This window comes from Gordonia sp. C13, from assembly GCF_023218005.1.
GTDB lineage: Bacteria > Actinomycetota > Actinomycetes > Mycobacteriales > Mycobacteriaceae > Gordonia > Gordonia namibiensis.
Window position 1 is genome coordinate 165,486 of sequence record NZ_JALPSY010000003.1, and the last position, 26,617, is coordinate 192,102.

Annotated in this window: 27 protein-coding genes and 1 pseudogene; 14 read left to right on the forward strand and 14 right to left on the reverse strand. The window is 67.0% G+C overall.

Annotation, left to right across the window (positions count from 1 at the left end; translation table 11 throughout):
- Nucleotides 1-14 precede the first annotated feature (14 nt).
- The 3 genes from M1L58_RS04520 to M1L58_RS04530 all read left to right on the forward strand — a co-directional run bounded on the left by M1L58_RS04520 (nt 15) and on the right by M1L58_RS04530 (nt 3,150).
- Nucleotides 15-917: an MSMEG_6728 family protein gene (locus M1L58_RS04520; RefSeq protein ID WP_232716035.1), complete on the forward strand. Its 903-nt coding sequence runs from the start codon at nt 15-17 to the stop codon at nt 915-917.
- 350 nt (nt 918-1,267) lie between these two features.
- Nucleotides 1,268-2,287 carry an alpha/beta hydrolase gene (locus M1L58_RS04525; protein WP_248657980.1) on the forward strand — a complete coding sequence of 340 codons (1,020 nt, stop codon included), beginning with the start codon at nt 1,268-1,270 and terminating at the stop codon, nt 2,285-2,287.
- Between the two features lie 50 nt (nt 2,288-2,337).
- A complete protein-coding gene (locus M1L58_RS04530) occupies nt 2,338-3,150 on the forward strand; it encodes a tyrosine-protein phosphatase (protein WP_248657981.1) in 813 nt (270 codons plus the stop codon).
- Between the two features lie 6 nt (nt 3,151-3,156).
- Here the strand turns inward: M1L58_RS04530 and M1L58_RS04535 are convergent, their stop codons facing one another.
- The gene (locus M1L58_RS04535) at nt 3,157-3,636 is read right to left on the reverse strand and encodes a PaaI family thioesterase (RefSeq protein ID WP_248657982.1); all 480 of its coding nucleotides are present in this window, start codon (nt 3,634-3,636) and stop codon (nt 3,157-3,159) included.
- A 108-nt stretch (nt 3,637-3,744) separates the two neighbouring features.
- Between M1L58_RS04535 and M1L58_RS04540 the strand changes: the two genes are divergently transcribed.
- From M1L58_RS04540 to M1L58_RS04570, 7 genes and pseudogenes are all read left to right on the forward strand, one after another.
- A complete protein-coding gene (locus M1L58_RS04540) occupies nt 3,745-4,350 on the forward strand; it encodes a TetR/AcrR family transcriptional regulator (protein ID WP_248657983.1) in 606 nt (201 codons plus the stop codon).
- Nucleotides 4,351-4,469: 119 nt separating this feature from the next.
- A complete protein-coding gene (locus M1L58_RS04545) occupies nt 4,470-5,147 on the forward strand; it encodes a DUF4166 domain-containing protein (protein WP_248657984.1) in 678 nt (225 codons plus the stop codon).
- A gap of 108 nt (nt 5,148-5,255) precedes the next feature.
- Nucleotides 5,256-5,696, forward strand: a complete 441-nt coding sequence (locus M1L58_RS04550) for an SRPBCC family protein (RefSeq protein ID WP_006867287.1) — start codon at nt 5,256-5,258, stop codon at nt 5,694-5,696.
- 133 nt (nt 5,697-5,829) lie between these two features.
- Nucleotides 5,830-6,348, forward strand: coding sequence for a DUF6764 family protein (locus tag M1L58_RS04555; protein WP_006867286.1), 519 nt, complete (start codon nt 5,830-5,832; stop codon nt 6,346-6,348).
- A gap of 103 nt (nt 6,349-6,451) precedes the next feature.
- A complete protein-coding gene (ppk2, locus tag M1L58_RS04560; RefSeq protein ID WP_248657985.1) occupies nt 6,452-7,402 on the forward strand; it encodes a polyphosphate kinase 2 in 951 nt (316 codons plus the stop codon).
- Nucleotides 7,403-7,467: 65 nt separating this feature from the next.
- Entirely contained in the window at nt 7,468-8,262 is a 795-nt protein-coding gene (locus M1L58_RS04565) for a hypothetical protein (protein WP_248657986.1), read from the forward strand.
- A 22-nt stretch (nt 8,263-8,284) separates the two neighbouring features.
- Nucleotides 8,285-8,776 (forward strand): annotated as a pseudogene (locus M1L58_RS04570) (LLM class flavin-dependent oxidoreductase); the annotation flags it as partial.
- An 11-nt stretch (nt 8,777-8,787) separates the two neighbouring features.
- Here the strand turns inward: M1L58_RS04570 and M1L58_RS04575 are convergent.
- The 4 genes from M1L58_RS04575 to M1L58_RS04590 form a co-directional block, all read right to left on the reverse strand.
- Nucleotides 8,788-10,464 (reverse strand): thiamine pyrophosphate-binding protein, encoded by a 1,677-nt coding sequence (locus M1L58_RS04575; RefSeq protein ID WP_248657987.1) that lies wholly within the window; start codon nt 10,462-10,464, stop codon nt 8,788-8,790.
- Nucleotides 10,465-10,469: 5 nt separating this feature from the next.
- Nucleotides 10,470-11,249: a cyclase family protein gene (locus M1L58_RS04580; protein WP_248657988.1), complete on the reverse strand. Its 780-nt coding sequence runs from the start codon at nt 11,247-11,249 to the stop codon at nt 10,470-10,472.
- A 64-nt stretch (nt 11,250-11,313) separates the two neighbouring features.
- Nucleotides 11,314-11,997 carry a TerD family protein gene (locus M1L58_RS04585; protein ID WP_248657989.1) on the reverse strand — a complete coding sequence of 228 codons (684 nt, stop codon included), beginning with the start codon at nt 11,995-11,997 and terminating at the stop codon, nt 11,314-11,316.
- Between the two features lie 79 nt (nt 11,998-12,076).
- The gene (locus tag M1L58_RS04590) at nt 12,077-14,134 is read right to left on the reverse strand and encodes a prolyl oligopeptidase family serine peptidase (RefSeq protein ID WP_248657990.1); all 2,058 of its coding nucleotides are present in this window, start codon (nt 14,132-14,134) and stop codon (nt 12,077-12,079) included.
- A gap of 163 nt (nt 14,135-14,297) precedes the next feature.
- On the opposite strand from M1L58_RS04590, the gene M1L58_RS04595 reads away from it, so the two are divergent.
- Complete coding sequence (locus M1L58_RS04595) at nt 14,298-15,980, forward strand: serine hydrolase (RefSeq protein WP_282578322.1); 1,683 nt, start codon at nt 14,298-14,300, stop codon at nt 15,978-15,980.
- Between the two features lie 58 nt (nt 15,981-16,038).
- On the opposite strand, the gene M1L58_RS04600 is transcribed toward M1L58_RS04595, so the two are convergent.
- Both M1L58_RS04600 and M1L58_RS04605 read right to left on the reverse strand, forming a co-directional pair.
- Nucleotides 16,039-17,319 carry an NADH:flavin oxidoreductase gene (locus tag M1L58_RS04600; RefSeq protein ID WP_308221790.1) on the reverse strand — a complete coding sequence of 427 codons (1,281 nt, stop codon included), beginning with the start codon at nt 17,317-17,319 and terminating at the stop codon, nt 16,039-16,041.
- A gap of 11 nt (nt 17,320-17,330) precedes the next feature.
- Nucleotides 17,331-17,951 carry a TetR/AcrR family transcriptional regulator gene (locus M1L58_RS04605; protein WP_248657992.1) on the reverse strand — a complete coding sequence of 207 codons (621 nt, stop codon included), beginning with the start codon at nt 17,949-17,951 and terminating at the stop codon, nt 17,331-17,333.
- A 120-nt stretch (nt 17,952-18,071) separates the two neighbouring features.
- On the opposite strand from M1L58_RS04605, the gene lpdA reads away from it, so the two are divergent.
- The 3 genes from lpdA (at nt 18,072) to M1L58_RS04620 (ending at nt 21,965) form a co-directional block, all read left to right on the forward strand.
- Nucleotides 18,072-19,457, forward strand: coding sequence for a dihydrolipoyl dehydrogenase (gene lpdA, locus M1L58_RS04610; RefSeq protein ID WP_248657993.1), 1,386 nt, complete (start codon nt 18,072-18,074; stop codon nt 19,455-19,457).
- Between the two features lie 189 nt (nt 19,458-19,646).
- The gene (locus tag M1L58_RS04615; protein WP_154884568.1) at nt 19,647-20,885 is read left to right on the forward strand and encodes a metal-dependent hydrolase family protein; all 1,239 of its coding nucleotides are present in this window, start codon (nt 19,647-19,649) and stop codon (nt 20,883-20,885) included.
- A 195-nt stretch (nt 20,886-21,080) separates the two neighbouring features.
- Nucleotides 21,081-21,965: a DNA-3-methyladenine glycosylase family protein gene (locus M1L58_RS04620; protein WP_248657994.1), complete on the forward strand. Its 885-nt coding sequence runs from the start codon at nt 21,081-21,083 to the stop codon at nt 21,963-21,965.
- On the opposite strand, the gene M1L58_RS04625 is transcribed toward M1L58_RS04620, so the two are convergent.
- The 7 genes from M1L58_RS04625 to M1L58_RS04655 form a co-directional block, all read right to left on the reverse strand.
- Nucleotides 21,886-22,761 (reverse strand): ABC transporter permease, encoded by an 876-nt coding sequence (locus M1L58_RS04625; RefSeq protein ID WP_248657995.1) that lies wholly within the window; start codon nt 22,759-22,761, stop codon nt 21,886-21,888. The two genes, M1L58_RS04620 and M1L58_RS04625, sit on opposite strands and share 80 nt — an antisense overlap.
- The gene (locus M1L58_RS04630) at nt 22,758-23,477 is read right to left on the reverse strand and encodes an ABC transporter ATP-binding protein (RefSeq protein WP_005200322.1); all 720 of its coding nucleotides are present in this window, start codon (nt 23,475-23,477) and stop codon (nt 22,758-22,760) included. Before M1L58_RS04630 ends, M1L58_RS04625 begins: the two co-directional genes overlap by 4 nt.
- A gap of 5 nt (nt 23,478-23,482) precedes the next feature.
- On the reverse strand, nt 23,483-23,962 hold the full coding sequence (locus tag M1L58_RS04635; protein WP_248657996.1) for a hypothetical protein: 480 nt from the start codon (nt 23,960-23,962) through the stop codon (nt 23,483-23,485).
- 83 nt (nt 23,963-24,045) lie between these two features.
- Entirely contained in the window at nt 24,046-24,711 is a 666-nt protein-coding gene (locus M1L58_RS04640; RefSeq protein ID WP_248657997.1) for a helix-turn-helix transcriptional regulator, read from the reverse strand.
- A gap of 36 nt (nt 24,712-24,747) precedes the next feature.
- Complete coding sequence (locus M1L58_RS04645; RefSeq protein ID WP_005200315.1) at nt 24,748-25,092, reverse strand: cupin domain-containing protein; 345 nt, start codon at nt 25,090-25,092, stop codon at nt 24,748-24,750.
- The gene (locus M1L58_RS04650; RefSeq protein ID WP_248657998.1) at nt 25,089-25,907 is read right to left on the reverse strand and encodes a class I SAM-dependent methyltransferase; all 819 of its coding nucleotides are present in this window, start codon (nt 25,905-25,907) and stop codon (nt 25,089-25,091) included. Before M1L58_RS04650 ends, M1L58_RS04645 begins: the two co-directional genes overlap by 4 nt.
- 28 nt (nt 25,908-25,935) lie before the next feature.
- Nucleotides 25,936-26,604, reverse strand: coding sequence for a class I SAM-dependent methyltransferase (locus tag M1L58_RS04655; RefSeq protein WP_248657999.1), 669 nt, complete (start codon nt 26,602-26,604; stop codon nt 25,936-25,938).
- Nucleotides 26,605-26,617: the final 13 nt, after the last annotated feature.

Below are 26,617 nucleotides of genomic sequence, written 5' to 3' on the forward strand. Positions count from 1 at the left end.
GTAAGGCACCTTCGATGCAGACGTTCCTGCCCTACCCGGACTTCCGGCGGTCCGCCGAGGCCCTCGATCCCGCGCGGCTGGGCAAGCAGCGGGTGGAGACCCTGCAGATCCTGCGTGCCCTGGAGCTGTTCGACTACGGCTGGGGCAACCACCCGGCGGTCACGATGTGGCGCGGGCACACTCCCGCTCTCGTCTCCTATGGCCTGGCCTTCGTCGACGTCTGGCGTCGTGAGGGACGCGCGGACACCACCGCTGCGATGATCGCCGAGTTCGCACCGGAGGTGGTGGGCGCCTCCCAGTCGGATCTCGCCGACGCCGGTCTGATGCCGCCGTGGCTGGGCGACGACCGCCTCCATCGGAGCCATCGGTCGGCGTTGCTGCGCAAGGATCCCGACTTCTACGTCGCTGAGTTCGGCGACGTCGCCGACGACCTCCCGTATTTCTGGCCCGAACCGCCGGAAGCGGCGCCGGACCGGAATGACCGTGATCGCACGGTGTGGATCATCCGGCCGTCATCGAAGGAGCAGTTCGACGAGTTCCGTCGGCGCGACATCGTCGGCCTCGGAACCGAGTCCGGTGTCGACGTCGACGCCGCGACGGCCACTGCCGACGGGCTGCGCGCCCTGCTCAAGGAGTGCAGCCCGGGACGGCGACCGGGCAAGGACCTCCGCGTACTGGCGTCCTTCGTCGACGACCTGACTCCCGGCGACGAGGTGGCAGTCGTCGATGCCGACGACCCGACGGTGCTCCCGCTCGGGGTCGTCGAGAGCGAGTACGAGTTCACCAGGCGTGGAAAGACTCTCGCTCCCCATAGACGGCGTGTTCGGTGGACCGGCACGGTGGCACGGTCGTCGGTGATCCCGCCTGCACTCCTGCAGAATCCACGAAGGATGTTCCCGGTCCCGGTGAACGCCTAGAAAGGCGACACACCGTGGGGTCGTCCGATCGGTCGAAATTTCTTCGCCGGCACGCGCCGGGAACGGTGAGACATTTCTGTGGAACCGATCTCAGCGTTGACCGGCTGATTAGCAGAATCCCCGGTCACAACGATTTCGTCGGAGATGGACAATTGTCCTAAGGATCGCGAATTCATGATTGTCGAACGTTATTTCGCGATGACAGACCGGAGAATCGTGTCGAAAACGCGGAAGAAACCGTTGTTGTCGTTGCGGGTGAGTATCGTCGCGACGTATTCGGATCGATACCTGAGCGTTGGGAATCTGTTGTCGGGCAGATACGACGTTTTACGACATATGAAGGGACGGAGATGTCCGTGACGCGCGGAAACCTCCAGCGGCGAACGGTTCGGGCTTTTGCCGCAGTCATCGTAGTCGTTCTCTCGCTGGCGATTTCTGCCACCGCGGTGGCAGATACCGGGGTGAAAGCGGAGCGGGCCGACCTGCTCGCCCGAGCGATGGCGGAAGGACGGGCCCTTGACCTGACCGTGCACTCACCGTCGATGAACCGTGATGTGCCGGTTCGCGTGCTCGTCGCGGCGGACACGTCGGTGCCCCGTCCGACGCTCTACCTGCTCAACGGCTCCGGTGGCGGGGAGGGTGACGCGCACTGGTTCGTGCAGACAGACATCGTCAAGTTCGCGGCCGACAAGAACGTGAGCATCGTGGTGCCGATGAGCGGCGGCTACAGCTATTACACGGATTGGGTGAAGGTCGATCCCAACTTCGGTATCAACAAATGGACGACGTTCCTCACCAGGGAGCTGCCTCCGGTCATCGACCAGAAGGTGAACGGTAGCGGGGCCAACGGCATTGCCGGGATCTCCATGGCAGGAACATCGGTGCTCGCTCTGGCCGAGAGTGCGCCGGATCTCTACCGCGCGGTGGCTGCGTACAGCGGATGCGCCGAGACTTCCACCCGGCTCGGTCAGTTGGCCGTCCAGGCGGTGGTCGGCGAAAGGGGAGACGTCAGGAACATGTGGGGGCCGGTCGGTGGTCCGGGCTGGCGTGATCACGACCCCGTGATCAACGCTCACAAACTCCGTGGCAAGGCGATCTATGTCAGCAGCGGCACCGGCCTGCCCGGGAGGCACGATCGCTTGGCGAACGAGGCGATCGACGGCGACGTAGTCGAGTACGCCAGGATCGTCGGTGTGGGCGGCCCACTCGAGGCGGCGACCTATTACTGCACGCAGAACCTCGACAAGAGGCTCAAGCAACTGCGCATCCCTGCCACCTTCGACTACGAGCCCGGGACGCATTCCTGGCCGTATTGGCAGGACCAGCTGGCAAAGTCGTGGCCGATGCTCGAACGCGCTCTGACCCGCTGATCGACCGGCTGGGCTCTGATGAGGCGTGTTCATCTGCAACGATGTGTCGCGTGACTGTGACACCCGGTGCGCCGAGCCCGATCGGCAGCCTCCCGAATCTGCGTGACCTCGGCGGCTGGCAGACCGCCGACGGGCGAGTGGTGCGGTCCGGGCTGCTGTTCCGGTCGACGGACTTCTCGTCGCTCGCCGACTCCGACGTCGCCGCGCTCGAGGCGCTCGGCCTCCGCACGGTGTACGACCTCCGGTCGGTGCACGAGAGGGAGGCCATCCCGGACCCGTCCCTGCCCGATGTCACCGAGATCGGGCTCGATGTGCTGGCCGATGCGCAGATGTCGATCCCGGCCAACATCGGTGCCGTACTCGCGGATCCGGCCGTGATCGCCCAGGCCGACAAGGTCCTGGCCGGTGGTAAGGCGCGGGAGATGATCTCGGGCACCTACCGCGAGATGATCACCTTGCCGAGCGCGACGGCCGCCTATTCGGAGTTCTATCGCGGACTTCTCGGCGACGCACCGAGCCCGATCCTCTTCCACTGCACGACCGGCAAAGACCGCACCGGCTGGGCCGCCGCCGCATTCCTCACCCTCGTCGGGGTGGGGAAGGAGGACGTCTACCGCGACTACCTGCTCACCAACGAGCGGCTCATCCCGGCGCTGAAACACATCTTCGACGGTTTCGCGGCTGCGGGCGGCGACCCGCAGCTCCTCGTCGGGGTGCTCGGTGTCGACTCGGGTTACCTCGACGCGGCCTTCGACCAGGTCCGGACCCGGTTCGGGGGCATCGAGGGGTATTTCAGCGAGGCGCTCGGCATCGGTACCCGCGAGCAGGACAAGATCCGCGAGCGTTTCCTCGTCGAGGGCTGATCGGGTCTACCGGAAGACGATGCATGTGGTCGTGCCGTGCGCGACCAGTTTCCCGTCGTCGGAGTACACCTTTCCCTCGGCCGTGGCCGTGGTGCGTCCGGCGTGGATGACGGTGCCGACGCCGGTCAGCTCACCGGCGTCGACGGCGACGGTACGGATGTAGTTCACCTTCAGTTCGAGCGTGGTGTAGCCGACCCCGGCCGGAAGCGTCGTGTGGACCGCACAGCCCATGACCGAGTCGAGCAGGGTCGCGCAGATTCCGCCGTGGACGGTGCCGAGCGGATTGGCGAAATCGGGCTGCGGGGTCACCGCGAAGGTCACCGTGCCCTCCTCGATCTGTTTGGGAACCATGCCCAGGAGTCGGCCGATGCTCGGCCTGTCGGTACCGGCCCCGCCCTCCTGCCAGGCGCGCAGCAGTTCCAGGCCGGACATGGCGGTCGGATCGGTGGGTTCGGTGGAAGTCGTCATGACTATGCATGGTTGCATAGAAACCGACGATTATGAAGACCTGCATACTTGCTTGGTCGCGCGTTCGGAGCCGCGTGGCTATGTATAGTTGCATAGACCACCCGGAAAGAGATGAAGGAGCAGGTCATGGCGCCGCATTCCGCCGAATCCGTCATCTCCGGATCGGATGAGCGTGGCCCCCGGGAACGGATGATCGTCCACGCCGCTGATCTGATCGGCCGCGACGGCGTCGCCGCGACCTCTATCGGCGACGTCATCTCCGCGAGCGCCGCGCCCCGCGGGTCCATCTACCACCATTTCCCCGGCGGCAAGACGCAGCTCATGACCGAGGCGGTCCGGTACGCGGGAGACTTCATCGCCGAGCGGCTCGCGCGGCGGGCCACCCTCACCCCTGCTGAGACGGTTCGCGAGATAGGCGGCGTCTGGCGGCGCATGCTGGTCAACACCGACTTTCAGTTCGGCTGCCCGGTCATCGCCGGCGGCCTGGCACGGAGGGGCGAGCCCGAGGTGGCCGACGCCGCAGCCGAGATCCTCCGTCGCTGGTCCGATCTCATCACCGCCCGGCTCGTCGTCGACGGCGTGGACAGTGAACGCGCCGATTCGCTGGCGAATCTGATCGTGGCCGCCATCGAGGGAGCGGTTGCACTGTGCCAGACGCAACGCAGCGTCGACCCGCTCGATCGTGTGATCGCCGAACTGGCCGCGCTCTGCGATGCGGCGGTCTACCGGTAGGCGCTTGTCGCCCTTACGCCGTTGGCTTGTGGCGAGCTCCGTAGTAGGTTCACGGTGGCGCCACCTCGGTGGCAGTACGCCGTGAAAACGACGCTGGGCCGAGTTCGGGAGGGGACGCGATGACGCCGGTCTTCCGGCATGTGCTGGGCTCGGACTTCGACCGCCTCCATCCCAACGTCGCCTGGCGTTACGGCATCGACTCCACCTCCGGAGTCGCCCAGATCTGCCACGGGATGTACGAGTCGGTGTACGTGTCGTCGGCGATGCCCCCGCCGGCTCTCTGGCATTACGCCAAGCGGAACGCCCTGCCGTCCAGAACCAGTCGGATGGTCCCGTTCACCCAGGCCTACTACTGCTACGTCGACGAACTCGAGCGCGAATCCCTGGCGGTGCTGCGGACCTTCCAGTACACGACCGGTCCGCGCAAGCTCAACTCCCTCCTCGTCGCGGGACACACCGGCCTCGTCGACTACTTCGGCGACGGACCCGAGTTCCTCTATCCGATCCAGCCGTCGGTGACCCCGGCCGGCGAGCTGCTCCTCGAGAGCGGGCCGATGCGGTGGCTGGGACGTGGACCGAAGGTGGGCATGAAGGGCCTCTTCACCGCGCAGATGAAGTACATCGAGGGATGGGACGAAAAGCGCGAACGCTTCCGTTGCGACATGACGGTACGGAACCCGGTCATCGGCGAGATCATGCATTTCCGTGGATGGTTCACCGCCGTGGACCAGGCATGCACACTGCGGGACATCCCCGACGAGGCGTGGCCGGTGAATCTCGTCGACCGGGAGAGCTGACTCCCCTCCGCGTCCCTGTGGGGGCGTCCCGGGTCGCCCGACCAGCACGGATCTCGCCGGAGTGCGGTTCGGTGTGTGCCCGCGGAAGCCGGACGGTAGGTTCACCCCATGGCAGTCTCCGCGAACATCGAATTCGACGTATCCGCCCCGGCCTCGGTGGTGATGGAAGTACTCATGGACATCGAGTCCCTCCCGGATTGGTCGGGCCCCCACAAGGAGGCCGAGATCGTCGACGAGTACGACGACGGCACTCCGAAGACGGTGCGCATGGTGGTCACCGCGGCCGGCATCTCCGACGAGCAGACCTGCACCTACGAGTGGACCGACACGACCTGCGAGTGGCACCTGCTCGAATCGAATCAGCTCAGCGAACAACACGGGAAGTACACCGTCACCGCCACCGACAAGGGCTCGCGTGTGCATTTCGACCTGGCCGTGGACCTCAAGATCAAACTCCCCGGGCTGATCGTGAAGCGGGCGCAGAAGATGGCCGTCGACACCGCACGCAAGGGGCTCACCGCCGAGGCGGAGAAGCGCGCTGCCGGCTGATCCGAACCGCGTTAGAACCGGGCCGGCGTCATCCGAACGTGTAGACCCGCCGATCCCGCGGGTGGCCCGCGCAGGCCGCGGGTACCCTGGGATCGTCATCAGCCGAGCCGTTGCATCATGGAGGCCAAATCCCTTGAAAATGAACAAATTTGCCGTCCGGGCGTTGGTCTTCCTGGCGGGCGGCGCCGGTTGTGTCGCATTCGCCGGGTTGTCCGGTGAAGGGGTTGCGTCGGCTGTTCAGTGCACGGTGTCGAACGGGCACCAGATCGAACGGGTCGTGGGTGCGAGCGGTTGTGGCGCCAAGGCCGGACCGGGTAGCCGGGCGACCGCTGAGGACCGCAGTGGCAACGGCACCGCGATCTCCGTGTCGGACAATGGCGGCAACGCCTCGTCGTACAACCTCCAGCCGGGATCGTCGGCCCTGGCGGGAGCCAACTCGCGCGGCGTGGCGTACTCGGTGACCACCGGTCCCAAGGCGCTGTCGATCGCGCAGGCACGGCGTGGCGGTACCACCGTCGCGATCGGCGGCTGGGGAGGTCAGGCCTACGCCGGACCCGACGGCGCGGTGTGCAGCGGCGGCTTCGCGGCGGCCGTCGATTCGACCACCGGAAAAGCCTGCCTGCACTCGGGTTCCATCGATCTGCGCAACTGACCGGTCGGTTCGTCCGCCGATCTGAGACCGATCCCGCCCGACGCGGCGCGTCGTTCACCGGCGCGTCGGGCGTGGTCCACCCGGCTGTCCTATCGTGGGGATCGTGACCGACCTCCACGACGCAGACTCCCACGTCGGCCCGGACTTCAGTGTCCTGAACGGACGAGAGGCGCTCCAGCAACTCGTCGACCTGCACGACGTCACGCAGTTCACCGTGAACGACGACGATGACGACGACCCGGTCCTGCTGACGCTGCCGCATCGCAACGTGGTCGACACGTGGCGTCAGGACTATCCGTACGAAGAGCGCATGAGCCGGCGCGAGTACGAGGTCACCAAACGTCGCCTTCAGATCGAGTTGCTCAAGCTCCAGAAGTGGTCCAAGCAGACCGGGCAACGGCATCTGCTGGTCTTCGAGGGTCGCGACGCCGCCGGCAAGGGCGGCACGATCAAACGCTTCAACGAACACCTCAACCCGCGCGGAGCACGCGTGGTCGCCCTGGAGAAGCCGAGCGAGCGCGAGGCGACCGAGTGGTACTTTCAGCGCTACGTCCAGCACCTCCCGGCCGGCGGCGAGATGGTCTTCTTCGACCGCTCCTGGTACAACCGGGCCGGCGTCGAACGCGTCATGGGTTTCTGCAATCCGCAGCAGTACACGCAGTTCATGTCGCAGGTCCCGGCCTTCGAGAAGATGCTCGTCGACGACGGCATCAACCTGGTCAAGTTCTGGTTCTCGGTGACCCCGCTCGAACAGCGCACCCGGTTCGCCATCCGCCAGATCGATCCCGTCCGGCAGTGGAAGCTCTCGCCGATGGACCTCGCCTCGCTCGACAAGTGGGACTCCTACACCGAGGCCAAGGAGGCGATGTTCGCCGCCACCGACACCGACCACGCGCCGTGGACGGTGGTGAAGTCCAACGACAAGAAGCGCGCCCGCATCAACGCGATGCGACACGTGCTCAGCCTCTTCGAGTACGACGGCAAGAACCACGACTTCGTCGGCCGGCCGGACCCGCTGCTCGTCGGACGTGCCGCCGACGTCGTCGGGGAGTAGCGGGCAGGAAGCAGCGGTCGGGGGCTCGGTAGCCTCGTGGGGTGCGAAGCTTTCTCAGTGCTCTGATGACGCTCGTTGCGATGGCGGCGACCGTGCTCGCGGTCCCGGCCCTGTGGCTGGACCTGCGCATCGTCGACCAGGACGGATTCGTCTCGACCGTCGCGCCGATGGCCGAGAACCAGAAGGTGAAGGACTACCTCGCCGACGAGATCGCCGCCCAGGCCACCGCTCGCACCGATCTCCCGATCGCGGGTGCGCTGGTGCGTCCGCTGGCCGCGCAGTACACCGACAGCGAGCAGTTCCGCCTCGACTTCGCCGACGTCGTCGGACAGCAGCACGCCTGGCTGTTCACCGAACCCGCACCGGGCGAGGACACGTCGGTCATGCAACTCGACATCACCGCGATGATCAACCGGGCCCTCAACCTGACCGACACCCCGAACGCGATCTCGGGCCCGGTCGTCGTCGAATTGACCAACGGCGCTTCGGGTCTGGAGGCCGGTAGATACGCCGAGGTCGGCAACCAGATCACCGTGCTCGCCCGGGGTTCGGCAGCGGTCGCGGTCATCGCGGGACTCCTCGCCCTCCTGCTCGCCCACCGCCGTGGCACGGTCTTCGCCTGGCTCGGGTTGGGTGCCGTCGCGGCCGCGGTGGCGAGCTGGGCCATCGGCCTGTTCTTCGCCGACCGCGCCAAGCAGGAGGTCGCCGGCGCCGAATCCTCCGGTCGGCAGGTGGCCGAACTGATCATCGACGGGGCCTACTCCGATCTCACCCAGGTCGCGCTGATCGTCGGCGGGGTGGGCGTCGCGATGATCGTCGTGGGGTTCATCGGCCGGATGATCTTCGCGGGTCGGCGATAGACGCCGATCGCGCGCAACTCCTCGAACAACGGCCCGCAACGCGGACCTGGTCTTCACCATCGTCGGTAGTCCGGAAGAGGGCGCCGACGTCGTCAAGGCGATCCGCGCGGACTCCGCGGCACTCGGCCGCACCGCCGGCGTCGTCTCACCCACCCATGTGGTGTGCCGCCCGACTCGCGCGGAGGCGCAGGAATTCTTGCACTACTACGCCGAGGAGAACGCCGACTGGGAGGCCGCCGACAACCTGATGACCTTGCAGGGCATGCACGCCCAGTCGTTCACCAAGCAGATGCTCGCGACCTTCCGCAGTCGCTTCGCCCCGGGCCACGGCACCTGCCCCATGATCGGCACACCCGACGACGTCGCCGACGAGATCGCCAAGTTCGCCGCCGCCGGCTTCGACGGCATCACCATGTCTTTCGTCGACTACGCAGGTGAACTGGAGTACTTCGCCGCCGAGGTGATGCCGCGACTCGAGAGCCGCGGCATCCGGGTGAACACACCCGCTCCCTGAGCCCCGAGGGGTCAGTGCCCCGCGAACGCCTCGGCGAGCCACCAGGATCCGCCGTCGTTGGTGATCTTGGCGTCGATGACGAGCGGGCGGGACGGTTCGGGGGAGTCCAGTGAGGCGACCCAGCGTCGGACCTCGTCGAGGTCGTCGAACCCGGCGACGGTCACCCCGGTCGCGCCGTGGCCACGGGCGATGGCGGCGATGTCGACCTCCGGGAAGGTCACGGTCGTCATGTCGGCATCGCCGAAGTGGTGCACCTCGGCGCCGTACGCGGAGTCGTTGTAGACGATGACGACGAGCGGGAGTGCCAGGCGGACAGCGGTTTCCAGTTCGGAGATCGCCATGAGGAAACCGCCGTCGCCGGTACCGAGGACGGGTAACCGGGTGGGTTGGGCGATCGCCGCGCCGATTGCCGTGCCCAGTCCGAGGCCGACCGACTGGAAGGCCTGCGTGAAGCAGAAGCCGAACTCGTCGGGCACCGACAGATGCGTCGACGGATAACCCATGAAGTTGCCCGAATCGATCGACAGAACGCGGTCAGCGGGCAGGATCTCGTCGAGGGCGATGCTCAACGCTCGCGGGTCGATCCGGCCGTCGACGGGGTCGTCGGTGACCGGGACGTCCTGCCACCGCGCCGACCGGGCGATCCGGTCGGCCACCTCGGCGGTGCGGTATCCGTTGTGCGGCAGTGGGTTTGACGAGAGGGCAGTGAGGGCATCGGCGGCGGTGGCCGCACAGTCACCGACCACGCCGACGTCGGCCGGGCGATGCGCGCCGATCGCCTCGACCTCGACATCGACCTGGGCCACCACGGTCTGATCGCCGATGAGCCGGCCGTGCCGCATGGTCCACATGTTGAGTGCGCAACCCCAGCCGACGATGAGATCCGCATCGCCGATGAGCTCGGCGACCGTCGGCGACGAGAAACCGCCGGAGATGCCCAGCGAGAAGGGCTTTCCTTCGAACAGTCCGTTGGCCACGGCCGACGTGGCGAGGAGTGCACCGCTCGCTTCGGCCAGCTCCGCGATCTGCCGACCCGCATCGCGGCCACCTCGCCCCGCGACGAACACCGGTCGGCGGGCCGCGCGGATGGCGTCGACGAGCGCCGCCACCGACGCGGCGTCCGGCCGGACACGCGGCGCCGCAGTCGAAGCGACGATCGGACCGATGATCTCGGCGGGCGCTGCGGCCACGTCGATCGCGACGTTGAGGACGACGGTCCGGCGCCGGGTCACCGCGGTCCGGTAGGCCCGGGTCACATCCGCGACGACGGTGGTCGGACCGTAGACGCGGTCGCTGACCGCGCCGACGCTGGTCGCCAGCGCTTCCTGGTTGATCCGGAAGTTCGACTGCAGTGCGGAAGCCGGGGCGTCGGCGCTCAGCACGATCATCGGAGTACGACTCTTCGCCGCCTCGCCGATACCGGTGACCGCGTTGGTCAGCCCGCAGCCCTGATGCACGGTGAGGACGCCGACCCGTCCCGACATGCGGGAGTAGGCGTCCGCCATGGATGCCGCGCCACCCTCGTGACGTGCTGCGGTGAACCCGACCCCGCCGGCACGCAGCGCGTTGGTCATCACGAAGTTGCCGCTTCCGACAACCCCGAAGGCATGGCCGACCCCCAGGTCGGCGAGAACACGGCCCACGACGTCGGCGACCGTGGGGCCGTACGTGGTCGCTGTGTTCGTCACGCCGGTCAGCTCTCGACGATGGCGAGGACCCGCGACGGGCTGCCGGTGCCGCCGACGATCGGGAGCGGGCTGACGACGACCACGGCGCCGGTGGCGGGCAGCGAACCGAGGTTTCGCAGCGAGGTCAGGCCGTACTTGTCGTTGCCGAGGAAGTGGTAGTGGACGGGGAAGGCAGGGTCGAAACCGCCTGCGAGACCGGCGTCGACGCCGACGGTCTCGACACCGAGTCCGGTGATCTGCCGCTGCGTGGCCAGCCACTCGGCGCATTCGACCGAGACGCCGGGGGTGTGGGAGCCGGTCTCGTCGGTGTTGAGGAACTCGGCCTCGGAACCGCCGCGTGACTCCCAACCGGTGCGCAGCAGGAGCCAGGCTCCCGGCAGCAGATCATCGTGCTCGGCCTCCCACGCTTCGACGTCTGCGACCTCGAGCAGGTAGTCGGGATTGTCGGCGACCTTCGCGGTCAGGTCGAGGACGGCTGCCGGACCGATCAGCCGCTGCACCGGGATCTGCGAGACGTCGTCACCGTCGCGACCGCTGATCCAGTGGATCGGTGCGTCGAGGTGGGTACCGATGTGCTCACCGGTGTGGATGTTGTTGTGCCGCCAGTACGGTCCGGGTTCGTTGTAGGCGCTGACCTCTTCGAGGCTGAAGTCGATCAGATTCGCGAACGGGGCCGGCAACCGCAGGGCCGGGGTCGAGCTGGACAGCGGGGTGGTCAGGTCGATCACCCGGAGGGATCCGTCGGCGAGGCCGGTGAGGAAACCGGACAGAGCGGTGGCGGTCATGGCGGGGGTCCTTTCGCGATTGTCCTTGTCACGGACTGCGACTGATGCTACGACCGCCGTGGCGCTACTTGCGGGCACCCCGCCAGTTCATGCCCCAGCCGTAGGCCTCGTCGACCTTGTCCTGCGCACCGCGGATGTAGCGCACCTCGCGGTTGATGACGAGTTCGCCGCCGCGGTTCTCCAGCAGCGCGATGGCGCACGAGATGGCGGACTGGTCGGCCTCGTCGAGGCGGACCTCGATCTGCGGGCCGCTGACCGGCGACAATGTGACGACCCCATTGGCGCCGGCCCAGTTCGGCGTGCCCTCGTAGATGAAGGCGAAGATCAGGATTCGGCGGATCCGGTTGGTGGCGGAGAGGTCGATGTACATGTTCTCGCCGCCGGAGCCGCTACGGTCATCGCCGTCGAGGTAGATGATCGGCTGTCCGTCGCGGGGAGCCTGGAACGAATTGCCCAGCGCCTGGACGATTCCCTTGCTGCCGTCGGTGAACTCCCACAGGCAGGCGAGGTCGAGGTCGATGCCCTTGGGCTTGCGGAAGAAGCCGCCGCCGGAGGAGTTCGCGGTCCAGCTGAGGTTCACGCGCACCTGGCCGGTCGCCGCGCCCTGCTTGCTCAGCGAGATGCTCGGCGCCGACTTTGTCAGTGTGATCTTGGAGAGCGACACCGGCTGGGCCGGCGGGGTGGATGCAGGCGGGGTCGGAGGTTGCGGCGGTTGGGCTTTCGGGCGCTTGGTGTAGTCGATCCCCATCGGGTTTCCTCATCTCGTCGTGCGCGGCATCGTCGTCGGTCGCGTGATCTGCTGTCCAGGGTAGTGGAGAGCAGCGTCCTCAATCCGTCTCGGGAGCGAGCGTCCGCCACAGGAACTCGAAGGCGAGCGCGGACTTGAACGCGGCCTGCTTGTTGTCCGCGGCACCGCCGTGACCACCCTCGATGTTCTCGTAATAGAGGACGTCGTGGCCCGTTTCCTCAAGCCGCGCAACGAGTTTGCGGGCGTGGCCGGGATGGACGCGGTCGTCGCGGGTGGAGGTGGTGACCAGGATCGGCGGGTACGCGGCGTCGGGTTCGATGTTCTGGTACGGCGAGAACGGTTTCATGAACTCCCACTGTTCGGGGTCGTCGGGGTCGCCGTACTCGGCCACCCACGATGCGCCGGCGAGGAGCAGGTGATAGCGCTTCATGTCGATCAGCGGGACCTGACACACCAGCGCGCCGAACAGCTCTGGGTAGCGGGTGAGCATGACACCCATGAGGAGGCCGCCGTTCGAACCACCTTGTGCACCCAGCTGTTCCGGGGTGGTGAGGCCGGCGTCGACGAGCGCACGGGCCACGGCGGCGAAGTCCTCGTACACCTTGTGGCGTCCGGCCTTCTGCGCCTGGGTGTGCCACGACGGACCGTATTCCCCGCCGCCGCGGATGTTGGCGATGACGTAGATGCCGCCGCGTTCGATCCAGTTCTTGCCCGACAACGACAGGTAACCGGGGGTCAGTGAGTTCTCGAACCCGCCGTAGCCGTAGAGCAGGGTGGGGCCGCTGGTCACGTCCCGACGGCGGATCACGAAATAGGGAATCTGTGTCCCGTCGTCCGAGGTCGTGAAATGCTGCTCGGCGACGACCGATTCGGAGTCGAAGTACGTCGGGCTCCGCTTGATGACCTGCGGCGTGGAGCCGTTGCTGTGCAGCAGGCTCGGCGGGTCGGTGAACGAGGTGGCCATCCAGAACACCTCGTCGCTCTCGTCCGGGTCGGTGTCCAGCACCGACACGGTGGCGAGGTCGGGGAGGCCGGGAAAGTCGATGACATTCCAGCTGCCGAGGTCGCGCACCTCGACCCTGGTGTGGACGTCGTGCAGCGTCACGATGATCAGTTGCGAACGCGTGTAGGCATAGTCGACGAGGCTCGTGTGGGCGTCCGGGGTGAACAGCACGGTCGCGTCACGGCGGCCGGCACGGTAGTCGTCGTAGTCGAAGGCCAGTAGGGTGCCCGGCGCATGGGTCGTGCCGCCCACCGTCCACTCCGACCTCGTCATGACCAGCAGCCAGTTCATCCGCACACCCGCATGGGCATCGGTCGGGACGTCGACGAGTTCCGGTTCGCCGTCGCGCAATTCGTACATCAGCGAGTTGAAGAAATCCGTCGAGCGCGAGATGAAGTGCCGCTCGAACCCGGGGGTGTCGTCGTAGATCGCGTGCACCGAGACATCGCTCTTCTCACCGGCGAAGACGGTGGTCGCGGCCTCCAGCGGGGTGCCCCTCGACCAGCGTTTCACCACGCGGGGGTAACCGGAGTCGGTCAACGATCCGACACCGTCCGGTTGTTCGCCGAAATCGGTTCCGACATAGACGGTGTCGCGGTCGATCCAGCGCACGCTCGACTTGTTCTCCGGCAGCGTGAAACCGTCGGTGATCCACTGCCGTGTCGGGATGTCGAACTCGCGGATCACACTCGCGTCGGCGCCGCCCCGGGACAGCGAGACCAGCGCTCGTTCGTACTCGGGACGGAGCACCGTGGCCCCCGACCACACCCAGTTCTCGTCCTCGGTGCGCGCGAGTTCGTCGACGTCGAGGATGATCTCCCAATCGGGTGTATCGGTCACGTAGGACTCCAGCGTCGTCCGCCGCCAGAGCCCGCGGGGATTGGCCGCATCGCGCCAGAAGTTGTAGAGGAACCCGCCGCGGCGTCGGACGAACGGGATCCGGTCGTCGGTGTCGAGGATCGCCAGAGCTGATGCCTCCATGTCGCGGAAGCGGTCCGACGACAGCTTCTCGACGGTCGGTTCGTTGTGGGAGCGTACCCAGGCCAGCGCATCGTCGCCGGTGACGTCCTCGAGCCAGAGGAACGGATCGTCGGTGTCGGTGCTGGTGGAGATGCCGTCGGCCTGCTCGGTCATGGCGTCCAACTTACGCGGGACGGCTGACGGTCACCGAGGATGCAGGCCCCGCTCACGTCACGTCTGTGCCCGTCCTGGCCGAAATCGTGCCGGTGAACCACGGAACGTGCATGTCAGGGCGTCCTTCGCGGTATCTTTCTCCCGCGAGGATGAGGAGATCCGCATGCCCACTTTCGATTCGGTCCCTGTCCGACGCTCCGCCGGCTCCACCGCAGGACGACGCCCACGACACCACGGTCCGAGATGGGGGCGCGTGTCATTCGCGGCCTGCGCGGCCCTCTCGGTCGTCGCCCTCGTCGCGGCCTGCGACACCGCCTCGTCGGGTACCGGCAACCCGCCGACCGAACCGTCCGGGGCGTCGGCGCTGGTGAACCCCAATGCCGTGGATGCGGTGCCGTTGCCCGAGGGTTCGGTGGACAAGGCCGTCGGACAACTCGACGGACTCGTCGGGTCGTTGATGTCGTCGACGGGGCTGCCCGGTATGGCGGTGGCCGTGGTGTCGGGCGGAGAGACCAAGTACGCGAAGGGGTTCGGGGTCAAGGACCTGACCACCGGTCAGAAGGTCGACCCCAACACGGTGTTCCAGCTGGCGTCCGTGTCGAAGTCGGTCGGGTCCACGGTGGTCGGGGCGGCCGTGACCGACAAGACCGTCGCCTGGGACATGCCGATCGTCGAGGGGCTGCCGTGGTTCGCCCTGTCCGACCCGTACGTCACCCGCACGGTGACCGTCGCGGACATGTACTCGCACCGATCCGGTTTGCCCGATCACGCCGGCGACAAACTCGAGGACATGGGTTACTCGCGAACCGAGATCCTCCAGCGGCTCCGCTTCATGCCCCTCGATCCGTTCCGGATCAGTTACGCCTACACCAACTTCGGTGTGACCACCGGCGGTGAGGCCGTCGCCGCGAAGGCGGGCAAGGACTGGCCGACGCTGTCGCAGGACCTCATCTACGGGCCGCTGGGCATGACCAGCACCAGTTCCCGCTACGCCGACTTCGAGAAGCGCGCCGACCGGGCCGTCGGGCACATCAAGATCGACGGGAAGTGGGCCAAGACCGACATCCCCCGTGATCCCGACGCGCAGACGCCGGCCGGCGGTGTCAGTTCGACGGTCAACGACATGGCCACCTGGCTGAAGATGGTTCTGGCGCAGGGCAAGCACGAAGGCGCGGAGATCGTCGCCCCGGATGTGCTGCTGCCTGCGACCTCGCCGCAGATCGTGTCGAACCCGCCGGCGAGCCCGAACGCTCGCGCCGGTTTCTACGGTTACGGGTTCAACGTCGGCGTGACCACCGACGCGCGTACCCAGTTCAGTCACGCCGGCGCTTTCGCGTCGGGAGCCGGCACCGCCTTCTCGATCCTGCCGTCGGCGGACACCGCGATCATCGTGCTCACCAACGCCGCCCCGATCGGTGCGGCCGACGCGCTGGCGGCGGAGTTCATGGATCTGGTGCAGTACGGCGAGATCCGCAGTGACTGGCGTGAGCTCTACGGGAAGGCCTACGCCGAGATGAGCCAGCCCGACGGCGAACTCGTCGGCAAGCAAGCGCCGGCGAATGCGGCACCGCCACAGCCGCTACCGACCTTCGTGGGAACCTACGCCAATACCGTCTACGGGCCGGCCGAGATCGTCGAGCGCGACGGCAAACTCGTCCTCGAGATGGGGCCCGGCGGCGTCCGCAAACACGAACTCACGCACTGGGATGCCAACGCCTTCACGTTCCCGCTGCACAACGAGAACGCCCAGATCGGCACCGTTTCGAAGGTCACCTTCGACGGTCCGAAGATGACGATCGAGTACTACGACGACGAAGAGAGCGACGGGGTCTTCCTGCGCAGCTGAAGAAGCTGTCGCGTATCGGGGCGGTGAGCGCCACGACACGCGACAGCTACCGCGGGCGTCAGCTCGCCGAACCGCTCACCGTCGGTGAGATCGCCAGCGGATCGGGCACCTCGCCGGTGCGGATCGGGCAGCGCGTGTGCGAGTAGATCGTCGGCATGCAGAGGTTGCAGTGCACGCACTTCGACGTCGTCGTCGGGTCCGCGGCAATCCGCCGCGGCAGATCCGGCTCCCGCAGGATCGCGCGACCCATCGCCATGAACTCGAAGCCCTCGGCCATAGCGGTGTCCATGGAGGCCCGGTCGGTGATGCCGCCGAGCAGGATCATCGGCAGGTCGACGGCCTTCCGCAGTTCGCGCGCGAGCGGTAGCAGATAGCCGTCGTGGTACTGGTAGCGCTTGAGGAAGATCGGTGCGAAAGCCTTGAGTCCGTACTTCATCGGACCCGAGAAGGCGGCGGCGAACTCCTTGCGGGGGGCCTCGCCGTGGAACAGGTACATCGGGTTGAGCAGCGAGCTGCCCGCAGTGGGTTCGATGGCGTCGAGATGGCCGTCGGACTCCAGCAGCTGCGCCACCTGGCATGCCTCGTCGACGTTGAAGCTGCTCAGCTTGGCGCGGCCTTTCGCACGTGCCTCCGGCGACCGTTCGATGTCGGGCTTGCCGACGCCGTCGTAGGTGTTGAGCTTCACCCAGATCGCGGCCTCGTCGCCGACTTCCTCTCGCACGCTCTCGACGACCTCGCGTGCCATGCGGGCGCGGTTGACGAGGCTGCCGCCGTAAGCGTCGCGGCGGTGGTTGAGCAGGGGAGACAGGAAGCTGGAGATGAGATAGTTGTGGCCGCAGTGGATCTCGAGTCCGTCGAAGCCGGAGTCGACGGCGATGCGGGCGGCCTGCCGGAACTTCACCCGCAGTTCGGCGATGTCGGAGACACTCGCCTTGTGCGTCAGCGACATCCCCATCGGTGCGGGGATACGGCCCGGCCCCCAGGCCTTCGCCCGGTTCGACACCGAGTTCGCGACCGCGCCGGCGTGGCCGAGCTGCGCGGCGGCGAGTGCGCCCTCGGAGTGGATGGCGTCGGTCAGCTTGCGCAGACCGGGCATCGCCTCGGGGCGCATCCAGATCTGGTGGCGGTCGGTGCGACCCTCCGGTGAGACGGCGCAGTAGGCGACTGTGCTCATCGCGACCCCACCGGCCGCGACCTCGCGGTGGAACTCGACGAGTTCGTCGGTGACGAGTGCGTCGGGCGTCATTCCCTCGAAGGTGGCGCACTTGATCAGTCGGTTCCGCAGGGTGAGTGGGCCGAGCTTGGCCGGGCTGAACGGTCCGGCGTCGGGGCTGTCCACGTCGGTTCCTCTCATTCGTTTTCTTTCTCGGACGGGCTGGGATCTGGTGGTGCAGACAATCCCGCGGTGACGAACCCCGCGAGGGCGTCGACGGCCTGTGCGTCGAGCGGCTCGGTGCTGCCGAAGCGCAGGAGGATCAGCTGGAAGGCGAGTGCCCAGCGGCGGCGTGCCGCGCGGGCGGGGAGTCCGGGGATGGCGTCGAGCAGGATGTCGGCGAACGGGTCGAGCCCGAACCAGCGGGCGGTCCAGTTGACGTTGGGATGGCTGAGCACGAACCGCGACAGCAGGCGCAGGTGCAGGTGGCCGGTCGGATCGGTCTGGAGTTCGACGAAGGGCGCGAGCAGCACGTCCACGATGTGCCGCACGGAGTCGGTCCCGGGATCGATCGACGACATGGCGTCGGACCAGCACGGGGCCAGCCGTGACTCCAGCAGAGCGATGGTCAGATCGTCCTTGGTCCCGAAGTGATAGTGGACGGCGGCGGGGTTGGCGTCGGCGGCGGCGCAGATCGCGCGGACGGACACCTTGTCGTAGCCGTCGGCCAGGAAGAGGCGCTCGGCGACGGCGAGCAGGGCCTCTCGGGTGCCGGTCGACCCGGCCCCGGACGGCGTCGAGTCGGTGGTCTGGGTCACAGGCGGGATGAAACCACAGATCAAACAGCGTTTCAAACAGTGATTGAATCCGCCGAGAAGTTACCGGAGAGTAGTGGGACGGACTGCGGCGATCAACAGAGGAGACGTAGGGTGGCTGTCGTGGCTGAACACTTTCAAACAGTTGTATTGGGTGCAGGTCCAGGTGGGTACGTAGCCGCGATCCGGTCGGCTCAACTGGGCATGAAAACCGCCGTCATCGAGGAGAAGTACTGGGGCGGTGTGTGTCTCAACGTCGGATGTATCCCGTCCAAGGCGTTGCTGCGGAACGCGGAACTCGCGCACATCTTCAACCACCAGGCCGAGACCTTCGGCATGAGTGGTGATGTGTCCTTCGACTTCGGCGCGGCGTTCGACCGCAGCCGCAAGGTGTCGGACGGCATCGTCAAGGGCGTCCACTACCTCATGAAGAAGAACAAGATCACCGAGATCGACGGCTATGGGGTGTTCACCGACGCCAAGACCATCAAGGTCGGCGATCGCGAGATCACCTTCGACAACGTCATCATCGACACCGGCTCGACCGTGAAGCTGCTCCCGGGCGTCGAACTGTCGGAGAACGTGGTCACCTACGAGACCCAGATCCTCACCCGTGAGCTGCCCGAGTCCATCGTGATCGTCGGCGCGGGCGCCATCGGCATGGAGTTCGGCTACGTGCTCGCCAACTACGGAGTCGACGTCACCATCGTCGAGTTCCTCGACCGCGTCCTGCCCAACGAGGACGCCGACTCGTCGAAGGCCGTCGCCAAGGAATACAAGAAGCTCGGCGTCAAGCTGTTGACCTCCACCAAGGTCCAGTCGGTCACCGACAACGGCGACAGCGTCACCGTTACCTACAAGGACGCCAAGGACAAAGAAGGCGAGCTGACCGTCGACAAGGTCCTCATGTCCGTGGGCTTCGCCCCGCGCGTCGAGGGCTTCGGTCTCGAGAAGACCGGTGTCGAGCTCACCGACCGCGGCGCCATCGCGATCGACGATTACATGCGGACCAACGTCGAGGGCATCTACGCCATCGGTGACGTGACCGCCAAGCTGCAGCTCGCGCACGTCGCCGAGGCTCAGGGTGTCGTCGCCGCGGAGACCATTGCGGGTGAAGAGACCATGACGCTCGGCGATTACCGCTTCATGCCGCGCGCCACGTTCTGCCAGCCGCAGGTCGCCTCATTCGGCCTCACCGAGGCGCAGGCCAAGGACGAGGGCTACAACGTGAAGGCCACCACGTTCCCGTTCAGCGCCAACGGCAAGGCGCAGGGCCTCGGCGAGACCGCCGGCTTCGCCAAGCTGGTCACCAACGCCGACACCGACGAACTGCTCGGCGGACACCTGGTGGGTGACAACGTCTCCGAGATGCTCCCGGAGATGACCCTCGCCCACAAGTGGGACCTCACCGCCAAGGAGCTGGCCCGCAACGTGCACACCCACCCGACGATGTCGGAGGCACTGCAAGAAACGTTCCACGGCGCGATCGGGCACATGATCAACCTGTAGGCCATGTTCTCGAAGTGAGGGATTCGTACCGTATTCCGGTACGAATCCCTCATTTTCTTTGGGCCTATCCGGCGGGTGACAATTTCGTGCCAATTCCGCGGCGCAAATCTGCGCACGACCCCGCGACCTGCTATGACGTTCGCTGTCTAATGTCAGGAAAACAATAAATACACGGTATAAACAAAGACTATGACGACAACCATCCTTCACAATGCTCGCCTGATCGACGGGACGGGTGCCGATCCGATCGCCGACGCTGTCGTCGTGATCGACGACGGCAAGATCACCTACGCCGGAGCAGCCGACGGCGCCCCGCAGATCGACGAGTCGACAAAGCCCGTGAAGGTGGATGTCGGTGGCAACACCGTGACCCCCGGATTCTTCGACTGCCACGTGCACCTCTCCCTGCCCGGAACCAAGGGCTCGCCGATCATGGCCGCGATGGTGCCGCCCTCATACCGCTTCTTCGAGCTCATCGACCGGCTCAAGACCACCATCGAAGCCGGTGTCACCACCGTCCGTGACCTCATGGGCATCGACGTGGGCGTTCGCGATGCCGTCGCCCACGGTCTGGTCGCCGGCCCGCGCCTGCTGGTCGCCGACAAGATGCTGAGCCAGACCGGTGGCCACGCCGATTTCCACATCCCGTCGGGCCTCAGCGGAACCGGCCTGATCGGCGGCGAGCTGGTCGACACCGTCGACGAGGCGCGCAAGGCCGTCCGCGAGTTGCTCCGCAGCGGCGTCGACGTCATCAAGGTCGCCTCCAGCGGCGGTGTGTCCTCGCCGAGTGACGATCCGGACTGGCTGGGCGCCCGCACCGAGATAGTTGCCGCGCTGGTCGAGGAGGCCGAGAACTACGGCGGACGCAAGGTCGCCGCGCATGCGATCGGTTTCCTCGGTATCCAGGCCGCCGTCCAGGGCGGCGCGCACTCCATCGAGCATGGTTACGCGCTCACCGATGAACTTCGTACGGAGATGGTCGAACGCGGCCAGTTCCTGGTCCCCACCTTGATCGAGACCCTGAAGCCGGACACCGCGACGCCGCAGGCGGTGGCGAAGTCCGAGAAGTGGCACAAGCTGGCCCACGAGTCCATCGCGGCGTCGATCGAGGCCGGTATCAAGGTCGCCGTCGGCACCGACGCCGGTCTGGTCCCCGATCACGGCGCCACCCTCGGCGAGCTCGGCTGTCTGGTCAAGTTCGGCGGCATGACCCCGATGCAGGCGATCGTCGCCGGCACCAAGACCTCGGCCGAGCTCTGCGATGTCGCCGACAAGCTGGGCACCCTCGAGGCCGGCAAGCTCGCCGACGTCGTCGTCGTCAAGGGCGATCCGCTCGCCGACATCGATTCGCTGGCCGACCACGACAACATCCTGCTCGTCCTCAAGGAGGGCAAGACCGCCTCCAACCGTGGCGGATACGCAGTCTGATCAACCCTCGCCGGACACCTCGGCAAGAGCCGGTGACCTGTTGGTCACCGGCTCTTGCCGTATCCGATGGGGGCTCGTTCCGATTTGTTCGCCGACGATCGGAATGCTCCGGGGAATGGTTCGACGCTTTGTTCCGGTCATTCTCGGCGAATTCGACGAGAAACGAACACTGCCGGGCGGGCTACGCTCGGAACGGTGAGTGCCGTCGAGCGGGTCCGGGAATGGGAGTCGCCGTGGCAACTCGACGTCCGGGGCACGGTCGGCCATCTCCGGCGCGGCGCCGGTGACCCCACGTTCGTCTACGGCAACGACGGGTCGATCTGGCGCGCCGTGCAGACCCCCGACGGTCCCGGCACCGTGACTCTGCGCATCGACGGTTCGCGGGTGCTGGGACGCGCGTGGGGACCCGGCGGCGACTGGCTGCTCGAGCAGTTGCCGGACTTCCTCGGCGCGTCCGACGAGCCGGAGGCGATGGCGGTGCACGACGATGTGGTCGCCGGACTCGTCCGCCGGTCGGCGGGCCTGCGGATCGGCCGCACCGACCGGGTGTGGGAGGCGCTGGTACCGGCGATCCTCGAGCAGAAGGTGGTCGGGGCGGAGGCCTTCCGTGCGTGGCGGTACCTGGTGCGGCGCTTCGGCGAGCCTGCACCGGGCCCGGTACCCGGCACGATGCGTGTTCCGCCGCCGCGTGCCGCGTGGGCAGACATCCCCTCGTGGGAATGGCATCGCAGCGGCATCGAACCGGTGCGGATGCGCACGATCCGCGGGGCGACCGCTATGGACGTCGAACGTCACCACGATCGTCTCCGGCTCCTTCGGGGAGTGGGGCGGTGGACCGAGGCGGAGACGCGGGCCCGGGCCGTCGGTGACACCGATGCGGTGTCGGTCGGCGACTATCACATCCCGACGCTGGTGGGCCTGACCCTCATCGGTGAACCGGTCGACGACGCGGGCATGCTCGAACTACTGGAACCCTATGCCGGGCAACGGCGTCGGATCATCAGGATGGTCGAGCTGCACGGCGTCCGGCGAGAACGGCGCGGACCGCGGATGACGGTGCGCGACTACCGGTCCTTCTGAACCGGAACGACAGTGCGAGACCACCGAGCACGAAGATGACCAGCGCGACCGCGCCGCAGTAGAGCAGCCCGCCGGTGGGCCCCCACGGGGGCATGAAGGCGAGTTCCTGTCCGGTGCCGAAGGTTCCGTTGAGGAAGGGCATGTACTGCTGCAGCGTGTAACCGTCGGGCACCAGGCTGATCGCGTTCTCGATGACATACGTCCAACCGAGCAGTGCCACAACGGTTCCCGCCGGATGCCCGATGATCGCCGCGAGTCCGACGCCGATCCCGACCGCGAACACCGCGAAGACCGGCACCGTGACCAGGAAGCGGACACCCTCGGGCGAACCGATGTCGACGCCGCTGTACACCTTCGGGAAGAAGGTGGGCAGGCTCGCCATCACCAGCGCGACCAGGGCGGCGCTGCACAACGCGGCACCGACGCCGTAGGCGATCCACCGGGACACCAGGCCGGTCCAGCGGCGCGGGTATAGGTGGCGGGTGAGTTCCCCCAGCGCGCCGCGCTCGGCGGTCGCCTGGGCGTAGGCCGCGACGATGGCCCAGATCATCACGGTGAAGGTGATGACCCAGTAGGCCGAGTTGGTCGTGGTGACCGAGGTGACCTGGATGCTCCCCGAGATCGACGCGAACCGTTCGGCGACGGTGGCGACGCCGAGGGTGATGACGAGGGGAAGCAGGACCGCCCCCGGGATCAACCCGTAGAGCAGGATGCTGCGTGCACCGCCGACGCGGGTGAGTTCGGCGCGTGCGCCGCGTCCGATCTGTCCCGCGACGGCCGTGAGGGTGGCGGTCATGCGGTGACTCCTGCGGGGGTCTGACCACCGACTGTGGCGAGGTAGGCCTCCTCGAGATCGGCGGAATCACCGACGAATTCGGCCAGCGGCGCGTCGGCGGCGATACGGCCGGAGTTCAGCACGACGACGCGGTCGGCGGTGCGGGCCACCTCGTCGAGGTGGTGTGAGGCGATGAGCAGACGCCGGCCGTCGTCGGCAAGATCTCGGAGAAGCCCGCGTAGCCAACGGATGCCGTCGATGTCTAGGCCGTTGACCGGCTCGTCGAGGACGAGGGTGCGCGCATCGCCCAGGAGGGCGGAGGCGATTCCGAGCCGCTGACGCATGCCGAGGGAGTAGTCGACGACCCGGCGGCCGGCCACGTCGGTGAGCCCGACGAGGTCGAGGACCTCGGCGACCCGACCGGTCGGGATTCCGCCGGCACGGGCCAGCCAGGTCAGGTGGCGCCGTGCGCTGTGGCCGGGGTGGGCGGCGTCGGTGCCCAGATGCATGCCGATCACCGTGGGTGGCGCATCGAGTTCGCTGAATCGCTTGCCGTCGATCAGGATTCGGCCCGCCGCAGGAGGTATGACGCCGCAGATGGTCCGGAGCAGCGTCGTCTTGCCGGTGCCGTTGCGTCCGAGCAGATAGACCAGCTCACCGTCGTCGACGCGGGTGGTGATGTCGTCGAGAACGGCCTGCCCGCCCATTCGGACGGACAGGCCGCTGATGTCGAGCACGGCTACTAGGAGTTGCAGTAGATGTTCAGGCCGACGGTCTTGACGCCCTGGCACAGCGAGCTCGCCGCGAGCTTCCAGTTGCCGTCGAGCTTCTTGAACTCGATGGTCATGCGGATCGTGGGGCGTCCGGCCGAGCCGCTGTTGAGCGTGGCGGTGACGCTGTTGCCCTTCTGGACCAGCGGACCGGTCACCTCGTTCCAGCCGCGGGGCGCGCGGAAGAGACCGAGCGAGTACACCGTCTTGGGGACGATCACCGCGTTCATCCCACCCTCCACGTTGGCGGCCTTGGCCTGGTCCGACGCCGGGGTCTCGACCAGGAACTCGACGATGTCGTTGAGATCGGCGAGCGTCGGGCGGTCGGTGGTGACCTTGAAGTTCGGCGGGAAGGTCTTGGCGGCCGAGGCACCGCCGGTGGCCGCGACGAGCCCCACGACGGCCACGAGCGTCGCGAGCAGCGTGATGGTCATCCTGTGTATGAGATGCATGACGAGAGTCCCTCCTGTTCGGCGATGGTCGTTCGCCAACGCCTTTGGAGGAACTTAATCCTTCAAATTAATTAAGGCAAGCCTCACCTGAGTGGGGTCTCGAAGTGGTTTGCGGTGCGCCGCAACGGCGCCAGCCGCAGCACGATCTCGCAGTCGCCGCCTGCCGGGTCCGGGGCGACGGTGACGGCATATTGCGAACTGAGGGCGGGGGAGCTGGCGGCGAGTGCCTGCTCGATGACGCCGCGGGCGACTCCTCGGGCGACCTCGGGGTGCGTCCGGGCGATGTCCTGCAGCGGGCACGAGCAGAGTCGTAGTTCGTGAGAGCCGAACGCGCTCATGACGTTCGAGACCTGGAATCCCAGCGCGCCGAGAGTGTCCGAGGCGACGGTCACCGGGTCGGGCAGATCGGCGGTCGGCGCCGGGCGCGCATGCTCCTCGGCCCACAGGCGGCCGGCCTCGGCGCCGGCATGTTCACGAGCGGCCTGCGTGCTGCCCAACTGGCCCAGGAGATGGCCCAGCAGTGCGCCGGTGGGCGCCCGGCGGACGAGCTGATAGCCGACGCGGGGACGGCCGACGCCCGGCGTCGGAACGGTCGTGGTCTCGACCCGCCCCTCCTCGACCAGCTTGGCGAGGTGGAAACGGGCCGTGGTCACGTGCAGGTCGAGGCGCGTCGAGATCTCGCCGGCGACCATCGGTTCGGCCGATTCGGACAGCAGGGCCATGATCTTGTCGCGCTGCTTGGTCGCCATGGCTGGTCCTCTCGATCTCGACGCGCCCCGCGTGCTTCAGCTCCCGGAGGGTTGCTCCCCCGTGGGATTCTCCAACACCACCAGTGTGACGACCGCATCGGTCCGTGCCACGAGCGCGTGGGGGATGTTGGCGTTCACGTGGATCGCCACGCCCGTCTCGAGGCGGGTGGTGGATTCCCCGACGGTGAAGTCGATCTCGCCGGTCTGGCCGATGACCAGGATCGGGCGGCCGGCGCAATGGTCGGGCATCGTCTGACCCGCCAGGAACGACAGGCGGATGACGTTGCCGCCGTCGTTGCGGGAGAGAACGGAGATGTCGGGACGATCGCCTGTCTTGCCGGTGTTGTCGGCGAGGCCGGTGATCACGGTCGAGTCGCTCATTTCGCGGTCTCCGGCTTGGTGGCGATGACCTCGATGGCGGCCATGTGCGACTTGTACTTGGTGAACGTCGCCCGCATGGCGAGGACGCGCTTGCGTGCATCGCCGTCGCGGATCACGTTGCCGACGAACTTCAATGCCCCGACGAGTCCCTCGTCGGCGATCACGCGACGCGGCTCGAGCAGTGCCATCCTGGCGAACTTGACCGTGGTGACCTCGAAGCCGGCGTCGGTCAGCAGCTTGCGCCACTCGGCTTCGGTCAGCGGACGGGCGTTGACCTTGATCGATCGCGCCAGCGACTTGCGGATCTCGGTCTTCTCCTCGTCCGGAAGGGTGTCGGGATTGATCGCGAGCTCATGGATCGCGTACCGGCCGCCGGGGCGCAGCACACGGAATGCCTCCTCGACGATCTTGGCCTTGTTGCGGTCGGACTGCATCGTCAGCATCGCCTCGCCGACGGCGACGTCGGTACTCGAGTCATCGAGTCCGGTGGCCGACGCGTCACCTGCGACGACCCGGCCGCGCTCACCGATGACGCCCTTGGTGAGGACGACGGCGTCCGGATCGTCGTCGACGCCGACGTAGCTCTTCGGCGATCGCTCGAGGATCGCGGTGGCCGTCTTGCCCAGGCCCGGTGCGATCTCGAGGACATCGGAGCCGCTGATGCGGGCGTCGTCGAGCAGGCTCTGGGTGAGCTCGAGTCCGCCCGGACGCAGGACGCGTTTGCCGAGTCGGGCGAGGAGCCAGTGGCCCGGCATGTCCTCGGTCTTGCGCTGGCCGAACGGCAGCTGATCCCCGGACGTGGTTTCGTTAGTCATACCTAACCTCCCTATTTCGAGGAGGACTTTACTGCAAATCCCCGGCAGTGCTCACCGGCCCCGGTTTCACACCCAGGACGTACTGTCCGTGACCGGTGATCGTCTGCTCGACGTTGGCCGCGCCCGCGGCGCGCAGGCGGTCGGTGATGGCGTGCTCGTCGAAGATACGAAAGCCGGTCAGTCCGACGACCCGCTGGACGCCGGGCAGTGATGTCACCTCGGTCGTGACGGAGGTGAAGATGACGATCTCGCCGCCCGGCCTGGTGACCCGCACCAGCTCGTCGACGACGGGGAGTGGATCGGGGATGAGGTACAGAGCTGCCAGGCAGGTCACGACGTCGAAGGTGTTGTCGTCGAACGGGATCGCGTGGGCGTCGGCGCGGAGAAAGGCGGCGCGCTCGACGACGTTGGTGCGGGCCGCACGGGCCAGCATCGGGGCGGAGAAGTCGATCCCGATGCAGCGTCCGTCGCCGGTCAGTCCGTCGGCGATGAGACGCGTGTAATTGCCTGGGCCACAGGCAACGTCGAGGACGAGTCGGTCACCGGGGCGGGACAGGTAGGCGCGGAGTGCGCGGTCGTAGTCCTCGGTGGCACGCCCACCGAGACTGAACAACCTCGTGAACGTCGGCCGCCAGAGGTTCTCGTAGATCTCGGCGAACGCGGCGTTGCGCATCAGGCGCTGGCTGATCGACTCCATCACTCATCCGTCG

Coding starts and splice junctions, on each gene's coding strand:
- M1L58_RS04520 (WP_232716035.1), top strand. CDS start 15: ATGCAGACGTTCCTGCCCTACCCGGACTTCCGGCGGTCCGCCGAGGCC.
- M1L58_RS04525 (WP_248657980.1), top strand. CDS start 1,268: ATGTCCGTGACGCGCGGAAACCTCCAGCGGCGAACGGTTCGGGCTTTT.
- M1L58_RS04535 (WP_248657982.1), bottom strand. CDS start 3,636: ATGCAACCATGCATAGTCATGACGACTTCCACCGAACCCACCGATCCG.
- M1L58_RS04540 (WP_248657983.1), top strand. CDS start 3,745: ATGGCGCCGCATTCCGCCGAATCCGTCATCTCCGGATCGGATGAGCGT.
- M1L58_RS04545 (WP_248657984.1), top strand. CDS start 4,470: ATGACGCCGGTCTTCCGGCATGTGCTGGGCTCGGACTTCGACCGCCTC.
- M1L58_RS04550 (WP_006867287.1), top strand. CDS start 5,256: ATGGCAGTCTCCGCGAACATCGAATTCGACGTATCCGCCCCGGCCTCG.
- M1L58_RS04565 (WP_248657986.1), top strand. CDS start 7,468: ATGACGCTCGTTGCGATGGCGGCGACCGTGCTCGCGGTCCCGGCCCTG.
- M1L58_RS04580 (WP_248657988.1), bottom strand. CDS start 11,249: ATGACCGCCACCGCTCTGTCCGGTTTCCTCACCGGCCTCGCCGACGGA.
- M1L58_RS04585 (WP_248657989.1), bottom strand. CDS start 11,997: ATGGGGATCGACTACACCAAGCGCCCGAAAGCCCAACCGCCGCAACCT.
- M1L58_RS04590 (WP_248657990.1), bottom strand. CDS start 14,134: ATGACCGAGCAGGCCGACGGCATCTCCACCAGCACCGACACCGACGAT.
- M1L58_RS04595 (WP_282578322.1), top strand. CDS start 14,298: ATGCCCACTTTCGATTCGGTCCCTGTCCGACGCTCCGCCGGCTCCACC.
- M1L58_RS04615 (WP_154884568.1), top strand. CDS start 19,647: ATGACGACAACCATCCTTCACAATGCTCGCCTGATCGACGGGACGGGT.
- M1L58_RS04625 (WP_248657995.1), bottom strand. CDS start 22,761: ATGACCGCCACCCTCACGGCCGTCGCGGGACAGATCGGACGCGGCGCA.
- M1L58_RS04635 (WP_248657996.1), bottom strand. CDS start 23,962: ATGCATCTCATACACAGGATGACCATCACGCTGCTCGCGACGCTCGTG.
- M1L58_RS04640 (WP_248657997.1), bottom strand. CDS start 24,711: ATGGCGACCAAGCAGCGCGACAAGATCATGGCCCTGCTGTCCGAATCG.
- M1L58_RS04645 (WP_005200315.1), bottom strand. CDS start 25,092: ATGAGCGACTCGACCGTGATCACCGGCCTCGCCGACAACACCGGCAAG.
- M1L58_RS04650 (WP_248657998.1), bottom strand. CDS start 25,907: ATGACTAACGAAACCACGTCCGGGGATCAGCTGCCGTTCGGCCAGCGC.
- M1L58_RS04655 (WP_248657999.1), bottom strand. CDS start 26,604: ATGGAGTCGATCAGCCAGCGCCTGATGCGCAACGCCGCGTTCGCCGAG.